The sequence below is a fragment of the Glutamicibacter sp. TV12E genome (assembly GCF_052441935.1).
Lineage (GTDB): Bacteria > Actinomycetota > Actinomycetes > Actinomycetales > Micrococcaceae > Glutamicibacter.
The window spans coordinates 2629420-2645460 of sequence record NZ_JBQVVF010000001.1; the positions used below are offsets into that span (position 1 = coordinate 2629420).

General features: G+C 62.3%; 14 protein-coding genes. 7 read left to right on the plus strand and 7 right to left on the minus strand.

The genetic code is table 11. From position 1 onward, the window contains the following. The first annotated feature begins 6 nt into the window (after window positions 1-6). Complete coding sequence (locus tag ACT7DV_RS12430; protein ID WP_444662940.1) at window positions 7-882, plus strand: general stress protein; 876 nt, start codon at window positions 7-9, stop codon at window positions 880-882. A gap of 87 nt (window positions 883-969) precedes the next feature. Here ACT7DV_RS12430 and ACT7DV_RS12435 read toward each other — a convergent pair whose 3' ends face one another. After that, a complete protein-coding gene (locus ACT7DV_RS12435; protein ID WP_444662942.1) occupies window positions 970-2517 on the minus strand; it encodes an aminopeptidase P family protein in 1548 nt (515 codons plus the stop codon). Between the two features lie 65 nt (window positions 2518-2582). On the opposite strand from ACT7DV_RS12435, the gene ACT7DV_RS12440 reads away from it, so the two are divergent. Then, entirely contained in the window at window positions 2583-3428 is an 846-nt protein-coding gene (locus ACT7DV_RS12440) for a PHP domain-containing protein (protein WP_444662944.1), read from the plus strand. Here ACT7DV_RS12440 and ACT7DV_RS12445 read toward each other — a convergent pair. The 6 genes from ACT7DV_RS12445 to ACT7DV_RS12470 all read right to left on the minus strand — a co-directional run bounded on the left by ACT7DV_RS12445 (window position 3413) and on the right by ACT7DV_RS12470 (window position 10211). Further along, window positions 3413-4297: a DNA-methyltransferase gene (locus tag ACT7DV_RS12445; protein WP_444664854.1), complete on the minus strand. Its 885-nt coding sequence runs from the start codon at window positions 4295-4297 to the stop codon at window positions 3413-3415. The two genes, ACT7DV_RS12440 and ACT7DV_RS12445, sit on opposite strands and share 16 nt — an antisense overlap. A gap of 77 nt (window positions 4298-4374) precedes the next feature. After that, the gene (locus ACT7DV_RS12450; RefSeq protein ID WP_444662945.1) at window positions 4375-6000 is read right to left on the minus strand and encodes a DEAD/DEAH box helicase; all 1626 of its coding nucleotides are present in this window, start codon (window positions 5998-6000) and stop codon (window positions 4375-4377) included. Window positions 6001-6250: 250 nt separating this feature from the next. Continuing rightward, the gene (locus ACT7DV_RS12455) at window positions 6251-7702 is read right to left on the minus strand and encodes an RNB domain-containing ribonuclease (RefSeq protein WP_444662947.1); all 1452 of its coding nucleotides are present in this window, start codon (window positions 7700-7702) and stop codon (window positions 6251-6253) included. A gap of 120 nt (window positions 7703-7822) precedes the next feature. Next, window positions 7823-8044, minus strand: coding sequence for a DUF3107 domain-containing protein (locus ACT7DV_RS12460; protein WP_022873951.1), 222 nt, complete (start codon window positions 8042-8044; stop codon window positions 7823-7825). 64 nt (window positions 8045-8108) lie between these two features. Further along, window positions 8109-8732 carry a TetR/AcrR family transcriptional regulator gene (locus ACT7DV_RS12465; RefSeq protein ID WP_444662950.1) on the minus strand — a complete coding sequence of 208 codons (624 nt, stop codon included), beginning with the start codon at window positions 8730-8732 and terminating at the stop codon, window positions 8109-8111. Window positions 8733-8870: 138 nt separating this feature from the next. After that, a complete protein-coding gene (locus tag ACT7DV_RS12470; RefSeq protein ID WP_444662951.1) occupies window positions 8871-10211 on the minus strand; it encodes a glutamyl-tRNA reductase in 1341 nt (446 codons plus the stop codon). 148 nt (window positions 10212-10359) lie between these two features. Here ACT7DV_RS12470 and hemE point away from each other — a divergent pair, with 148 nt between their 5' ends. The 5 genes from hemE (at window position 10360) to hemC (ending at window position 16031) form a co-directional block, all read left to right on the plus strand. Then, entirely contained in the window at window positions 10360-11415 is a 1056-nt protein-coding gene (hemE, locus tag ACT7DV_RS12475; RefSeq protein ID WP_444662953.1) for a uroporphyrinogen decarboxylase, read from the plus strand. A gap of 100 nt (window positions 11416-11515) precedes the next feature. Beyond that, on the plus strand, window positions 11516-13072 hold the full coding sequence (gene hemG, locus ACT7DV_RS12480) for a protoporphyrinogen oxidase (protein WP_444662955.1): 1557 nt from the start codon (window positions 11516-11518) through the stop codon (window positions 13070-13072). 99 nt (window positions 13073-13171) lie between these two features. Beyond that, window positions 13172-13858 (plus strand): hydrogen peroxide-dependent heme synthase, encoded by a 687-nt coding sequence (gene hemQ, locus ACT7DV_RS12485; protein ID WP_444664856.1) that lies wholly within the window; start codon window positions 13172-13174, stop codon window positions 13856-13858. Then, window positions 13855-15060, plus strand: a complete 1206-nt coding sequence (locus tag ACT7DV_RS12490) for a ferrochelatase (protein ID WP_444662956.1) — start codon at window positions 13855-13857, stop codon at window positions 15058-15060. Before hemQ ends, ACT7DV_RS12490 begins: the two co-directional genes overlap by 4 nt. Further along, window positions 15057-16031: a hydroxymethylbilane synthase gene (hemC, locus tag ACT7DV_RS12495; protein WP_444662958.1), complete on the plus strand. Its 975-nt coding sequence runs from the start codon at window positions 15057-15059 to the stop codon at window positions 16029-16031. The genes ACT7DV_RS12490 and hemC overlap by 4 nt, the downstream gene beginning before the upstream one ends. Window positions 16032-16041: the final 10 nt, after the last annotated feature.

Consider the following 16041-nt stretch of genomic DNA (forward strand, 5'->3'; position numbering starts at 1 on the left):
ATAGATATGACCTCGCCTCATGGAGTAAATTCGATCAGCCCCAACGGTTTGCCTCGCGGAGAACTGCTTGGACGCTACACCAGCTACCTCGACGCGCAGAAGCTTGTTGACTACCTGGCAGACAATGACTTTCCCGTTGCTTCGGTAAGCATTGTCGGCAATGATGTGCGCACGGTTGAGCGAGTCACGGCCAAACTTTCCTACCCGAAGGTGGCGCTGGCCGGCGCAGCCCAGGGTGGCATGATGGGCCTGTTCGTTGGCCTGCTGCTCTCGCTCTTTGGCGGTGGCGGCAACGGCCTGTACCAGATCCTGTCGTCTATTGGCTTGGGCATGGCTATCTGGATGATCGCCGGTGTGGTGAGCTACTCGACCCGCCGCGGAAAGCGCGACTTCGCATCCTCGAGCCAGTTCGTCGCCACCAGCTTTGACGTGGTTGTCGATTTTGAACATGCCCGGGCGGCCCGAACCCTGGCGGCAAAACTGCCGATGCGCCCGCATCCAGCTGCAGCGCAGCCGGCTTCGGCCCCGGTGCAGCAACAAGCAGCAGCCGCACCAGCAGCTCCGGTGCAGGCACCGGCTCAGCCTCAGGGTTCTGCGGAGCCCGCTGAGTCCAGTGATCAACGTCGTGGCCAGTTCCCTGACTTGCCTGATGGACGTCCGCGCTACGGCGTGCGAGTCAACGATTCACAGCCCGCAGCAGAACCTGCAGCAAGCCTGCCGGAACAGGCTGAGGATGCGCCGAAGCCGGAGCAGGAGAAGCCAAGTGCGGGGGACAGCTCGGCTGGCTCCCAGCCGGAGCAGGACCTTTCCTCTGTTGAGCCGAAGGTGAACCCGGAGAACCCTCAGACGGCCCAGTCCAAGGACAACGAGTCCGGGGCATAAAGCAGAATTAAAGCTTTGAGGGTCCCGGTTCAGCTGCGTTGAGCAACTGAACCGGGACCCTCGGTTTTTAAGCTTCAGGCTCCGTTCTTAGCCGCGAAGCTTGGCCATCCACGCTTCAACCTCATCCGGGTTGCGCGGCAAGGCTGCGCTCAGGTTCTCGGCGCCATCAGCGGTGACAAGAATGTCATCCTCGATGCGCACACCCAGGCCGCGGTACTCTTCCGGAATCGCCAGGTCCTCATCCTTGAAGTAAAGTCCAGGCTCGATGGTGAAAACCATGCCTTCCTCCAACTCTGCATCCAGGTACAGCTCGGCACGCGCCTGCGCGCAGTCGTGAACATCCAGGCCCAGGTGGTGGCTGGTGCCATGCGGCATCCAACGGCGGTGGTGCTGGCCTTCCTGGCTCATGGCTTCGTCGACCGAGACCGGCAGGATGCCCCATTCGGACAGGCGCTCGGCCAGTACCCGCGTAGCGATCAGGTGCAAGTCGCGGAACTTTAGCCCAGGCTTCACCGCAGCGAACGCGGCATCAGCAGCATCCAGGACCGCCTGGTACACCTTGCGCTGTACGTCGGTGTACTTGCCGGAGACTGGCAACGAGCGGGTGATGTCGGCGGTGTACAGCGAGTCAGCCTCGACACCAGCGTCGAGCAACAGCACCTCGCCGTCGTTGACGGAACCGGTGTTGCGGATCCAATGCAGGATGGTTGCGTTGTTGCCGGAAGCAGCGATGGTGTCATAGCCCAGCTCGTTGCCTTCCAAACGCGCCCGGGCAAAGAATGCTCCTTCAACTACGCGTTCACCCCGCTGATGCGCCATGGCCTTGTCCAGGCTGCGCACGACGTCCTCGAAGCCATTGATCGTGGCGGCCACAGACTTGCGCAATTCTGCGATTTCGTACTCGTCCTTCACCAAGCGGATTTCCGAGACGAACTCCGAAAGCTCGGTGTCCATCGCGTCGCTGGCTTCCAGATCCTGCCCGGTGTTGATGCGCGAGGTATCCACCAGGGCATCCATATTCAGGTCCACTTCGCGCACCAGGCGGATGCGAATGCCGCCCAGGGCCTGAGGACCGGAATTCTTGGTGATCGCCATTTCCAGTTGATCCAGCGAATCGGTCGGCAGGCCGGTGCGGGCGGCCAACGACGACAATGTTGGGCGCGGGCCAACCCAGAATTCGCCAGAACGCGAATTCAGGTAGAAATCGCTGCTGTCGCGACCCGCCATGGGAGCGAAGTACAGGGTGGAAACGTGGTTGCTGCCCTTTTCGCCGGCGCCATCGTCGGTAGGCTCCATAACCAGCACGGCATCTGGTTCATGGTCCACGCCGAGGCCGGTGAGGTGCGCGAAGGCCGAGTGCGGACGGAAGCGGTAGTCGGTGTCGTTGGAGCGGACCTTCAACGGACCGGCCGGAATCACAAGGCGTTCGCCAGCAAAATTCTCCGAGAGCTTTGCGCGACGGGCCGCTGCAAAGCCTGCAGCTGCATCCTGTTCGGGCAATGCAGAGGTATCGGCAGCCCACGAGGAGGCCATGAATTCTTGGAATGCTTTGGACGTTGGACGCTGGGAACGGTTGTTCACTCGGTCTTCCAACGGCTGATCTGCGCCTTGTGCAGTTGAATCTTGATTGGTCATAGTCCAAGTGTGTCACCATCGGCGGTATCCCAGCAAAGAATCAGCGCAGGGGATAATCTAGGCTTATGCGAATTGACCTTCACACCCACTCCAATGTGTCCGACGGAACGGAAACCCCGTCCGAGCTGATGCGCTCTGCGGCTGCCGCTGGGCTGGATGTGGTGGCGCTGACCGATCATGACCAGACCACCGGTTGGGCGCCGGCGGCAGCGAGCGCAAAAGAAATCGGCCTCGGGTTTATCCCCGGAATGGAGATCACCTGCCAGGACCGCAACGGCATCAGCGTTCACTTGCTGAGCTATCTCCACGATCCCAACTATCAACCGCTGCTTGATGAACTGGACCTCGCGTTGAATGCCCGCATCATTCGCGCCCAGCGCATCGTTGAACGCCTAGCTGAGGACTACCCGATTACTTGGGACCTGGTGCGCAACCATTGCCAGCCGGGCTCCACTGTAGGGCGGCCCCATATCGCCGATGCGCTGGTAACGGCCGGAGTCGTGGAAAACCGCAATGAGGCTTTCGCCAACGTGCTGTCTTACCGTTCGCGCTACTATGTCGCCCACCCGGCCGTAGACCCGTCCAAGGCGGTGCAATTGGTTCGTGAAGCAGGTGGCGTTCCGGTCTTTGCCCATCCCAAAGCATCAAAGCGCGGACGTGTCGTAGCTGATTCGACCTTCCACGACATGATTGATGCGGGCCTGGGCGGAGTGGAAGTGCATCATCGGGATAACAGCGAGGAAGGCAAACGCTGGCTGCTTGAACTCGCTGCCGAACACGATTTGATCGTCACCGGATCTTCCGACTATCACGGAACCGGAAAACTGAACCGGCTCGGTGAGAATCTCACCGAGCCGGAAATGCTGCAACGTATTATTCAGGAAGGCACCGGATCTCAGGCCTTGATGTAGGTCGTTGACTCGGGAAGCCGTGAACGCATCACGTCAATTGCTTCAGGATTCTGGTCTACCAGGACAAACTGGCGGCCCAGCTTGGCTGCCACGGCGCCGGTAGTTCCAGAGCCTGCAAAGAAGTCCAGCACCCAGTCGCCCGGGCGTGAAGACGCCGAAATGATCCGGCGCAAAATCCCTTCAGGCTTCTGCGTGGGGTAGCCGGTCTTTTCCTTGCCGGTGGGCGAAACAATTGTATGCCACCACACGTCGGTAGGCAGCTTGCCAAGGGCGCGCTTCTCCGGGGTCACCAGGCCGGGAGCCATATAGGGTTCGCGGTCGACCTCGGTGGAATCAAAGTGATAGCGCTTTGGATCCTTCACATACACCAGGATCGTGTCGTGCTTGGCAGGCCACCGGTTCTTGGCGCGAGCCCCATAGTCATAAGCCCAAATCAGCTCGTTTAGGAAGCATTCGCGGCCAAAAATCTCGTCGAGGAGAACCTTCACGTAGTGCACCTCGCGGTAATCAAGGTGCACATACAACGTGCCATCTTCTGCAAGCAGCCGATGCGCTTGGCGCAGCCGCGGCTCAATGAAGCTGAGGTAGTCATCGAAGGTGTCATGGTAGGACCGTGCCGTACCCAGCTCGGTGTTGTAGGCCCGCCCCTGGAACCCCGTGCGATCGCCTTCGCCCTCGGTGGCACGCACCATGGTGCGTTGGGCGCGGGTTTGCTTCCGCCCGGTATTGAATGGTGGATCCACGTAGATCAACGTGAAGCACTTCTCCGGCAAGGCCGAGAGCGCACTGAGGTTATCCCCGTGGTACACGGTATTGGCTGTCGCCGGACCCGCTGGCGCATCGGCGCCAGAAGGTCCGGTTTCAGGTATTGCTGATTCTTCGGGTTGAGCAAGCACCGCTGGCTTAGGTTCCTTTCGGAAAAACGAACTGACGAGGGGATCGGGAACTAGTCCTGGCCGCCTTCATCGGTGCTGCGGGTGCGACGGCGCGGACGGCGACGGCGAGCCTGCGCGGCAGCGTTCGAGTTCTCTTCAGCGTCGGTGGCAGGCTTGTGAGTCTCGCGGTGGCGCTCGTTCTCCCGTGCCGGACGATCCTGCTTGCCCTTGGAGTGGCCGTGGCGCGAGCTCTCTGTCTCGGCTGCCTCGCCCTGAACGGCAGGCTTTTCGGTGCGCTGGCCGTTGACGGTGCGAGTGCGCGAGCGCGAATTGCTTCGGCGGCGTGGTGTGCGCGGGGTGTCAGAAGCGCGTTCGGAACCTTCGCCCTCGGCGCTGCTGGCCTTCTTCGCCCGGGGCAGGCGCCCCTTGGTGCCCTTGGGGATATCAAGGTCGGCGAAGAAGTGCGGCGAGGAGGAGTAGGTTTCCACTGGCTCAGGCACGTTCAAGCCCAGGGCCTTGTTGATCAGCGACCAGCGAGGCACCGAATCCCAGTCCACGAAGGTGACCGCGGTACCGGTGTTGCCGGCACGGCCGGTGCGCCCCACGCGGTGCAGGTAGGTGTTCTCGTCATCCGGGCACTGCAGGTTGACCACGTGGGTCACGTCGTCCACGTCGATGCCGCGGGCAGCGACATCGGTGGCGACCAGGATATCGACCTTGCCGGATCGGAAGGCCTTCAGCGCCTGTTCGCGGGCTCCCTGGCCCAAGTCGCCGTGCAGCGAACCGGCGTTGAAGCCGCGGTCAACCAGCTCATCGGAGAGCTTGGCGGCCGAACGCTTGGTCTGGGTGAAGATGATGGTCTTGCCGCGGCCCTCGGCCTGCAGCAGTCGGGCGACCATCTCGTCCTTGTCCATGTTGTGCGCGCGGTAGACCAGCTGGCGGATGTTGCGCTTGGTCAGCGAATCGTCGTCACCTGGATCCTGGGCACGGATGTGCGTCGGGCGGGTCATGTAGCGGCGGGCCATGGTGATCACGGCGCCGGGCATGGTGGCGGAGAACAGCATCGCCTGGCGCACTGGCGGCAGGGCGGCCAGGATGCGCTCGACGTCGGGCAGGAAGCCCAGGTCCAGCATCTCGTCGGCCTCGTCGAGGACCACGGTCTTGACCTGCTTGAGATTCAGCACGCGCTGGCGGTTCAGGTCGATCAGGCGTCCCGGGGTGCCGACGATGACGTCGGTGCCGGCCTTGAGCGCGTTGATCTGCTCTTCATAGGGGCGGCCGCCGTAGATGGTGGTGATCGAGATGTTCGAGTGCTTCGAGGCCTGGGCCAGGTCGGCGCCGACCTGGATGGCCAATTCGCGGGTCGGGGCCACGATCAGGGCCTGCGGGGCGCCCGGGAATTCGAGGTCCTCGTAGCCCTTGTCGCCTTCGCGGATCACGCGCTGCAAGGCGGGGATGCCGAAGCCCAGGGTCTTGCCGGTGCCGGTTTTCGCCTGGCCGATGATGTCGTTGCCGCCCAGGGCGACCGGCAGGGTCAGCGCCTGAATCGGGAAGGGGTAAAGGATCCCTGCTTCGGAGAGCGAAGCCACAATGTCTTCGCGCACGTTCAGATCGGCAAAACTTTCCTGGACCGGTTCCGCGACAGTTTCATTGTCTTGTGGTTCGACAGCCTCTGCTGCCAAAGTCGTGTCACTCACGATATTAATATTCTCGTTTCATGTGGGCACAGCACCTGCTCATCCCATGCTGCTGTGAGCATGAGGGGCTCGGTGCCGCGCAATTCCAGCGGAGCCGATCGCTTCTTTCACACAAGGGAATTTCTTTGCCCCAGGGAATGGTGACCGCTGGGAAGCCACCAAGATACTGTTTAATTTCTCAGCCCATTGCGATCGGGCATCCTATTTTCTAATAGCCCAAGCATAACGGGTTTTGCCCAAAAACCTTGGCTTAGGAGTTTTGGGCCACGATTTCGAAGCTAATCTTTCGACGCTGCGGATCTGCATGGACGAGCTTCACGGTCGCCAATGAACCTGGCTCGGCCGTCCCGGTGAAGCTGGCTGTCACGGGCAAATCCACCAGCTGGAGCTGCCCTTCGGAAGCCTTGCCCTGGCCGTTGCCCTGCCCTTGCAAGATGATGGCGTGGAACTGCTCGCCGACTCGGCTTTGCAGGACATAGGCTTCCATGAGATCCAATGAAGCGCGGTTGACTCGATTAGCCGCGGCGGAGCTCTCGCGCATCAGCGCTGGCAATTGTTCCAAAGCGGATTTCAGCTCATCGGGGATGCTTTCGCCTGTGGTCAGCAAATGGCAGGTGAGCAACACGAATCGGTCAACCAAGCGGCGCAGCGGGGCGGTGGTGTGCGCGTAGGGTGCGGCCAGCGCGGCCTGGATCATTTCGGCCTCGGGCTGGCCATTGATGACGTGGTAGTCGGCCCCGCGGAACAAGGAAGCGGCGCGATGCATGATGACCAGTTGCTTTGGATCGCTGACATCCAAGGCATGAAGATACTGGCCGTAGCTGATCCGTTCATCCCATGGTTGCCCCAGCAGCTGGGTTTGAGCACGGAACTCCTGCAGGCTTTGCTCTTCGGGCTGCGGCATGGTCCGAAGAATTCCCACCCCGGAGTCGAGCATCAGGCGTGCCGCGGCAATTCCGGTGAGCAGGGAGATCTGGGCATTGTGATCTTCCAGCGGCAGGGGCACCCGGCTGACCAGCCGATAGCCGTCGCCGTCTGGCTCGATTTCCTGGTCTGGAAGATTCAGCGAGGCACCGCCACGCAGCCTTTCCTGATCAATTCGCAATCCGCCGATTTCGGCCAGCAGTGCAAGCTGTTCATCTTGCGAGCCGCCATCGAGCTGTTGCTGCGCCGTGGCGTAGTCCAGCTGGGCGCGAGACTTGATCCGCACGCGCTTCAGTTCCATGGCACCTAGCGCGCCCTGCTGGTCAAGGGAGATTTTCCAGTGAAAGGCCGGACGGACCTGTTCGGGCAGTAGGGAACCTTGGTCCTCCGAGATCAACGGCGGGTGAAGGGTGATCTTGCGATGCGGGAGGTAGTAGGTTTGTCCTCGTTCGCGAGCTACCTGGTCTAGTGCACCACCAAGTTCAACAAAGGCTGGCACATCGGCGATCGCATAGTTGACGATGTAGCCATCGCCGGTCTTTTCCAGATACATGGCCTGATCCAAATCGGTTGCGCCCTCTGGATCAATGGTGAAAAACGGGATCCCCGTGGCATCTTCGGCGGGCAGCACCAGATTCGCCACCGCAGTCTCGGCGGCAGCAAGGGTTGCCTCGTCGAAGGGTGCGGGCACCTCGAATTCCGTTTCGAGTCCCAGCAGGAGTTGGGCCAAGTCGCTGGCTGGTACTGGGCGGGGGCTGCGGATTCGTCGATCGGTCACCCTTTAGCACTACCACAGTTGCGTGAACCAAATCACCATTGAGACGAAGAATGGCTGGTTTCCCTTGAAGGGAAGCCAGCCATATCTTGCAGGCACTGGAAGCCTGCCTTGGTGCAAATGCTACTGGGCGAAGCCCACGCGGCGGACCTCTTCTGGGCCAATCTCGACGTATGCGATCCCAGCAGATGGAATCAATACTTCGCGGCCCTTGGGGTCTTTGAGCGCCAGGCTTGTTCCATCGGCGATGGCCTTTGAAACCAGATCGTTGACTTCTGCGTTGCTGAGCTCGGATTCAAGTACAACTTCGCGGGCTACATTCTGAATGCCAATCCGGATTTCCATGATTGTCGCTGATCCTCTCGAAAGAATTAGGTGTCCCGTATGGGTTCCCTGAAGACTAATTTAGCTATGTTTCTTTGGGGAACTGCGAAATTCCGCGCCAAGCTAAACGCGAAATCAGATCAACGGCCGTGGACTGGTCCACTTCTTCGTCGGTGGACGCCCAATAACGTGCCGAAACCTGGCTCAGCCCGGCCAGTGCCCGGCCGGCCAAGAGGCCCTCGGCTTCACTCATGTCGGTGTCTTGAACAACAACTCGGGCGATGGAGGTGGCCAGGGCATTGTTGAATTTCTCGATGCGTCCCGCGATCAGGGCATCGGAGAGAACATCGGATTCAAAAATCAGGCGGTAGGCCTGGGATTCGCCCTTGATGTAGCTGTAGTAGGTGTTGATGGTGGCAAAGACGCGCTGGCGGTTGTCGGTGGTTGATTCGATCGCCTCATCGAGCTGCCGGCTGAAGTCGGCAAGGTGCGAGTCAAGCAACGCCAGGTACAGTTCACGCTTGCCGGGGAAGTGCTGATAGAGCACCGGCTTGGAGACGAGAGCGACTTCTGCGATTTCATCCATGGAAGCGCGGTGGTAGCCATGGGCAACAAAAACCTGGTGCGCGGCTTGCAGGAGTTGACGGCGCCGGGCTTCGCGCGGCAGGCGCTGTGAACGGGCACCTTTGATATTTTCAAGTTCCGTCATGTCGAATCCGGCCTTTCCACCTGCTAGGCAATCAACTCCCACGTGCAACTCGAACTTTGCGGGAAATGATCTAGTTGAAAGTAGTATTCCATGCTTTGACTTGGAATGCGGAACTGAAAATCAATCCTCGTGTACTAGTTACGCGGATTTTGATTCGGTGTTCACCGGGCAGCTGGCTGCCAGGGCCGAGGCGTGCTCCTGGACTGGCTGTGCAGCGGGTTCCGTGGCCTGCGGCTCGGAGAACTCCAAGCCATAAAGGGTTTCGAGGGCTGCAACGTATTCATCGGTGCGGCCTTCGCCGGCCAATTCCCGGGCACGTATCGTTGGGACGTGCAAGAGCTGGCGGACCATGCGGCGCATGGCCAGTTCGACTTCTTCCGCAGCGGCGGTGCAACCGTGTTGCGCACGCACCTTGGCGATCTCTGCATCAAGAACCGCCTTGGTGTGCTGGCGCAAGGCAACAATAGCGAAATCGGCTTCGCGCTCGCGCTGGGCAGCGGCGAACTCTGCGGTGGCCTTCTTGACGATTCGACTTGCTGCATGCACTGCCATGGCCTGCTCGGTCGGTGCCGCCATGCGGACCGATTCAAGGGTGATCAGCTCGGCGTCAGGCAATTCAACCAGCGTCGGATCAAAATCGTGGGTCAAGGCCATGTCGATGGCGATCAGCGGGTGGTTCTTCACGCGCAGCTCTTCGAGCTCGGTACACGAAAGCTGGTGTCCGCCGCCGGAGCAGCCAACGATGACATCTGCTTCACGCAGTGCCTGGGGCAAAAGCTCATCGGAAAGCGGGAACCCGCCACGCTTGGCGGTGAAGTCTGCGGCGCGGCCGGAGTGCGAGTACACAGAAATGCGCTTGACGCCGCGTTCCTTGAGCAGTGCCATGGTGGCCCCTGCGTAGGACCCGGTGCCAAAGAGCACAACATCCTGTTCGGACCACTCGCGGTCGCCGGCCATCAGCTCTTCGGCAAGATCGAGGGCGACCGAAACAACGGATTTGCCCTGCATTCCCAGATCGGTGTTCGAGCCGACGTCCTTGGCAGCTCGGGTGGCGTTCTGGAAGAGGCGGGTCAAATTGCTGGTGGTGGTTTTTTCCTGCTGCGCCTGGGTCAGCGCGCGGCGGACCTGTCCGGCAATTTCGCGTTCTCCGACCACGGCCGAATCCAGGCCGGCACCCACCGAGAAAAGGTGCTCGATGACTGGTTCGCCTTCGAGGGTGGTCAGCCGGCGAGCCAGGAAGTCGGGGGAGAGGTCGGTGTGCTGTGCCAGCGTCGCTACCAGATGATCGGCGGCGTCATCGGCTTGTTCAACATCCGCGTACACCTCGAAACGGTTGCAGGTGGCAAGGACGACGGCACCATTGATGGCCGCCGAGCCGTTAACGGAGGCAGCTGCCAGCCCGTCGGCCGAGGCGCTAATTTGCGCGACGGTCTCAAGATCGAGCTGCGAATGCGAAGCGACAAGAGATAAGAAAACCACAGTGCCCCTAGAATAAGCCGGATCGGGAGGCCAAACAACGCAGGTTTGCCTAAATTCGGGCTCCCGTACTGGGTTAGGTTGCTCACCTTCGGCTTCAGGCGAACGTCCTGAATGAGCATTTAAACTCAAGAGTTGGCAGAATTGGATTATGACCCTGTCGCAGAACCATCCGATGCTTGATGGACGTACCCGAGATTCCGCTTTGATCCAGGCTTTGACCGGCAAAACGCCGTCGCATCACCCCGTGTGGTTCATGCGCCAGGCTGGCCGTTCACTGCCTGAGTACATGAAGCTGCGCGAAGGGGTGAGCATGCTGGATTCCTGCCTGGATCCCGCCATGGCCAGCGAAATCACCTTGCAGCCGGTGCGCCGCCACAAGGTTGATGCCGGGATCTTCTTCTCCGACATTGTCATCCCGCTGCGCTTGGCAGGGATCGGCGTGGACATCGTTCCCGGTGTGGGCCCGGTGCTTGACACTCCGATTCGCACCGCAGAACAGGTGGCGGCGCTGCCAGAGCTCACCGACGAGTCGCTGGAACCAATCCGCGAAGCGGTGAAGCTCACCGTGGCCGAACTGGGCAAGACGCCATTGATCGGCTTCGCCGGCGCGCCGTTTACCGTGGCCGCCTACATGGTCGAGGGCAAGCCAAGCCGGGACCACCTGGGCCCGCGCACCATGATGCACAGCGAGCCCGAAGTGTGGGATGGGCTGATGAAGTGGGCAGCCAAGGCCTCGGGCCTGTTCCTGCGCGCGCAGGTTGAAGCCGGTGCTTCCGCCGCCCAGCTCTTCGACTCCTGGGCTGGCTCGCTGTCGCTGCCGGACTACGAAAAATATGTTGCCCCCTATTCTTCCCTGGCTCTGGACCACGTGCGCGACCTGGGAGTGCCGATGATCCACTTTGGCACCGGGACCGGAGAACTGCTGAGCGCCATGCGCGATATCGGCGTGGACACCGTGGGCGTGGACTACCGCATTCCGCTTCAGACCGCCATCGGCCGGCTTGGCCAGGAGGTGTCGGTGCAGGGCAACATCGACCCGGCGCTGCTCACCGCACCGTGGGAGGTCCTCGAAGCCCATGTGCGCGAAGTGGTTGAGGCCGGCAAGCAGGCTCGCGGACATGTGGTGAATCTGGGGCATGGTGTTCCTCCGACCACGGATCCGACGGTGCTCACCAAAGTGGTCGAGCTCATTCACTCGCTGTAATTCATCGGGTCTAAGCTGGAAGCAATGCCTTGGGCGAGCCTGTGCAATGCCCTGCCCAAGACTCCGGCTGCAAAGTGTGAAGGTAGAAGGTGCTAAGTACGTGAGCAAGGAATCAACGCCCGCAACAGCCGCGCGTCGGGACAAGGCGGCAGAAGCGCCGGCCCATGCCTTGCGCTTGCTCGAAAAGGTGCGCAAGGCCAGCGAGGCCAGGCACGCCAAGCAGGTCCACCACGGCGAATTGCCGGCCCAAGCCCCGCACGCGGTCATCGTCGGCGGCGGCATTGCCGGGCTGGTCGCGGCCCGGGATCTGCGCCAGAGCGGTCATGAAGTAACCGTTCTGGAAGCTGGCAACAGCTTTGGCGGATGCCTGCGCACCACCGAAGTGGCCGGCTTGACGCTGGATGCTGGTGCCGAATCCTTTGCCCTGCGCCAGGGGACCGTGGCCAGCTACCTCGATGAGCTGGAACTGTCACCACGGATTGCCAAAACTTCCGGCAAGCCAGCATGGATGATCCAGGACGGCCAGGAAGGGATTCTCGCACATCCGATGCCGGCAACGGCCCTGATGGGCATCCCCGCTGATGTCCGCAGCGACGAGGTGCGCAATATTATCGGGCGTGCCGCCACGGTGCGTGCCGCAGCCGACCTGATTACGCCAATGAACAGGAAATGGGCCACCGAAAAGCTTTCCGTGGCCGAGGTGGTTCGCACCCGCATGGGGCAGGCGGTCCTGGACCAGCTGGTGGCCCCGGTGGTCAATGGCGTCTACTCCACCGACCCGGCGAAGATTTCAATTGATGCCGCGGCCCCGGGGCTGCGCCAGGCCATGCAGGAAACCGGATCGCTGGCCAAGGCGGTGGCCATGCTGCAGGCTTCCGCTCCGGCCGGCTCGCGCGTTGGCGGGCTCGACGGCGGCATGTACACCATGGTCCAGGCGCTGGTGCAGCAGCTGGAGGAGGACGGGGCCGCACTGGTCCGGAACTCGCCGGTCACCGCGCTCAGCTACGACGCGCAGGCCCAGGTTCCCTATGCGCTCAGCAGCCTCGGTCAGGAGATCCGCGCCGACCGCGTGGTGATCGCCACCCCGGCTGCAGGGGCGCTGGAACTGCTCAATCCGCTGCTTGCAGAAAAAGCGCGGATTAGCAGCGACAACGCGCCGAACGCCATTGCCCTGGCCATCTTGGTGGTGGACAAGCCGGAGCTGGACGACGCGCCGCGCGGCTCGGGCGTGCTGGTCTCCAAGCAGGCGCCGTTGACTGCGAAGGCGCTGACCCACTCCACGGCGAAGTGGCCATGGCTTGCCGATGAGGCAGGACCCGGAACCCACGTCCTGCGCCTGTCCTTCGGGCGGATCGGCGAGCAGGATCCAGTGGTGGATTCCGGTGATGACCAGCAGCTGATCGAATTGGCAATCAAAGACGCTTCAAAGATTCTCGGTGTTCAATTGCATCGGGATGATGTCCTGGGCAGTGCCGTCTCGCGCTTCAGCGATATGGTGCCGCTGCAAGGCGAAGCCGCCATGGAACGCCGGAAGCAACTGGAACAGGCACTTGCCCCCTTTGACGGGCTTGATGTGGTTGGCGCCTGGATTTCGGGCACCGGCCTGGCGCGGGTGATCGGCCAGGCACGCCGCGCCGTGGCCATCAGCGCCCGCTGAGTACTTAGCAAACAACTGTGGATGTCCACATCCAATTTCAGATTCCCAGATCAAGGAGAACATCACGTGAGCAACGCACCTGAGCACAATTCGCCGGTTATGAATGAACGGGCGAACGCCGGGGAGAACCCGACCTTCTTCTACACGCTCTGGACCATTTTCAAGCGCTCCGAAATGATCAATCGCAGCGAAGAGGCCGCCACCGAGTTCGATGCCCTGATCGAGCAGCTGGCCGCCGAGGGCGCCACCGTGCGCGGCATCTACGATGTCTCGGCCATGCGCGAGGATGCCGACATCATGGTGTGGGTCCACGGGCCTTCGGCGCAGCTGCTGCAGGCCTCGATGCGCCAGATCCGCCGTTCGGCGCTGCTGGAAGGCACCCAGATCGCCTACTCGACCATGGCGGTGCACCGCGAAGCCGAGTTCGCCAAGAACCACTCGCCGGCCTTCGCCCGTGGCATCCGCGCCAAGGAATGGATGACCGTCTATCCGTTCGTGCGCTCCACCGACTGGTACACCATGGATCCTGCGGAGCGCGGAAAGATGCTGCGCGACCACGGCATCCTGGGCCGCGAGTTCCCGAACGTCTTGGCCAATACCGTGGCCGCCTTCTCCTTCGGCGACTACGAGTGGCAGATCTGCCTGGAAGCCGACGACATGATCGACCTGGTCGACATGATGCGCCACCTGCGCTACACCGAAGCCCGCCACCACGTGCGTGAGGAGACCCCGTTCTACACCGGACGCCGCATCTCGGCCGCCGAGGCGCTTGAGGTACTGAAGTGAGCCAGACCTTCGATCCGCGCGAGGGCTACGACCAGAACGGCCGGATGGCCCCCAAAGCGTACGATGCCCTGCTGCTGGCCTCATTTGGCGGCCCGGAAGGACAGGACGACGTGCTGCCCTTCCTGCGCAATGTCACCGGCGGACGCGGCATCCCCGATGAACGCCTCGAAGAGGTCGCGGTGCACTACCGCAAGAACGGTGGCGTCTCGCCGATCAATGAGCAGAATCGTGAACTGAAGTCCGCGCTGGAAACCGAATTGGCAGCACGCGGCATCAACTTGCCGATCTACTGGGGCAACCGCAACTGGCATCCCTTCGTCAACGACACCCTGCAGCAGCTGGCCGATGATGGCCACCGAAAGGTGCTGATGCTGGGCACCGGTGCCTACTCCGGCTATTCGGCCTGCCGCCAATACCGCGAAGACTTGGGCATGGGTCTTCTGGCTACCGGCCTGGACCGCGAAGTCGAAGTCGACAAGCTGCGCCAGTTCTTTGACACCCCGGCCTTTGTGCAGCCGTTTGTCGAGGGGCTTCGCAGCTCCCTGGCCACAGTGCGCGCCCAGCTCGAGCAGGCCGGCAAGGCCGGGGGCGCGATCAAGATCGTTTTCGTCACCCATTCGATCCCGCTGGGCGATGCCAATGCCGCCGGTCCGCAAGCGATCCGCGAGACCCTGGGCGAAAACCTCTACACTGCCCAGCACCGCGCGGTAGCCCGATACATCCTGTCCCAGGTGGATGAAGCTGCCGGACTGGAGCATTCGCTGGTGTACCAGTCGCGTTCGGGCGCGCCGCACACCCCGTGGCTGGAACCGGATATCAACGACGCCTTGGAAGCTGATGCCGCCGCCGGCGTGGCCGGCGTCGTGGTGGTGCCCATTGGCTTCATCTCGGATCACATGGAAGTGCTGTGGGACCTGGATACCGAAGCCAAGGACAGCTGCGCGGAACTGGGCTTGGCCTTTGACCGGGTGGCAACCCCCGGCACGCATGCGGCCTTTGTCTCCGGCCTGGTTGATTTGATCGAGGAACGCCTGCTCGGCGCCGACGGCAAGGCCCTGCGCGAGGGGCGCCAATCGGTTGTCGAAGGCGGGCCGTGGTTCGATGTGTGCCGTCCGGGATGCTGCGAAAAGCGGGCCCTGGACGGAACGCTGCGGCCAACCATTGCAGCTGTCGACTCGGAAGTGGGAGTGCCCCAGCCATGAGCGCAACTTTCAAGGTGGGAACCCGCGGCAGCGCGCTGGCCACCACGCAAACCGGCTGGGCTGCCCAGAAGCTGTCCGAAATTTCCGGGCTGGGCGTGGAAACCGTACTGGTGAAAACCGAAGGAGATGTGGTCACCGGATCGCTGGCCAGCCTCGGCGGGACCGGCGTCTTTGCCGCGGCGCTGCGCCAGAACCTCCTGGACTCCGGCTGCGACCTGGCGGTCCATTCCCTGAAGGACCTGCCGACCGCCCAGCCCGAGGGCTTAGTGCTTTCCTGCATCCCAGCGCGTGAAGATGTGCGCGATGCGCTGTGCTCGCACGACGGGCTTGGACTCGATGAATTGCCGCAGGGCGCCAAGGTGGGCACCGGCTCGCCGCGCCGCGGGGCGCAGCTGCTGGCGCATCGCCCGGACCTGCAGATCGTGGATATCCGGGGCAATGTGCCGACCAGGCTGGGCCGGGTCAAGGGGATCGGCGAAACCCTGGATGACGGCAGCGTCGGACGCGGCACCCAGGGGGACCTGGATGCCGTCATCCTTGCCGCGGCCGGAATGCGCCGGCTTGGCCTGGCGAAGTACATCACCGAATACCTCGATCCCTCGATCATGCTCCCGGCACCGGGCCAAGGCGCCCTGGCGCTGGAAACGCGCACCGCGGGCTCCGGCCATGAAGCACTGGACCAGGCGCTGGCGGCCTTCGACGATGAGGCTACGCGCCTGCAGGTAGTGGCCGAGCGCTCGCTGCTCTCCACCCTGGAGGCAGGCTGCGCGGCACCGATCGGTGCCTTGGCGCATTTGGACGGGGGAGAGCTTGTGCTGGAAGCCGTGGCGTGCAATCCCGATGGCTCCCAAACCATGCGTCGAAGCGCGCGCACTGCCGCCGCCGGCATCGCCTCGGCCCAGCAATTGGGCCGCGACCTGGCACGTGCCATGATCGCCGATGGCGCGGCCGTGATCGCCGGATTGGCCTAGATCATCCGCC

Excerpts from the sequence above, each read along its gene's own strand:
- ACT7DV_RS12430 (WP_444662940.1), top strand. The coding sequence starts at position 7 with ATGACCTCGCCTCATGGAGTAAATTCGATCAGCCCCAACGGTTTGCCT.
- hemC (WP_444662958.1), top strand. The coding sequence starts at position 15,057 with ATGAGCGCAACTTTCAAGGTGGGAACCCGCGGCAGCGCGCTGGCCACC.
- hemE (WP_444662953.1), top strand. The coding sequence starts at position 10,360 with ATGACCCTGTCGCAGAACCATCCGATGCTTGATGGACGTACCCGAGAT.
- ACT7DV_RS12435 (WP_444662942.1), bottom strand. The coding sequence starts at position 2,517 with ATGACCAATCAAGATTCAACTGCACAAGGCGCAGATCAGCCGTTGGAA.
- ACT7DV_RS12440 (WP_444662944.1), top strand. The coding sequence starts at position 2,583 with ATGCGAATTGACCTTCACACCCACTCCAATGTGTCCGACGGAACGGAA.
- hemQ (WP_444664856.1), top strand. The coding sequence starts at position 13,172 with ATGAATGAACGGGCGAACGCCGGGGAGAACCCGACCTTCTTCTACACG.
- ACT7DV_RS12465 (WP_444662950.1), bottom strand. The coding sequence starts at position 8,732 with ATGACGGAACTTGAAAATATCAAAGGTGCCCGTTCACAGCGCCTGCCG.
- ACT7DV_RS12460 (WP_022873951.1), bottom strand. The coding sequence starts at position 8,044 with ATGGAAATCCGGATTGGCATTCAGAATGTAGCCCGCGAAGTTGTACTT.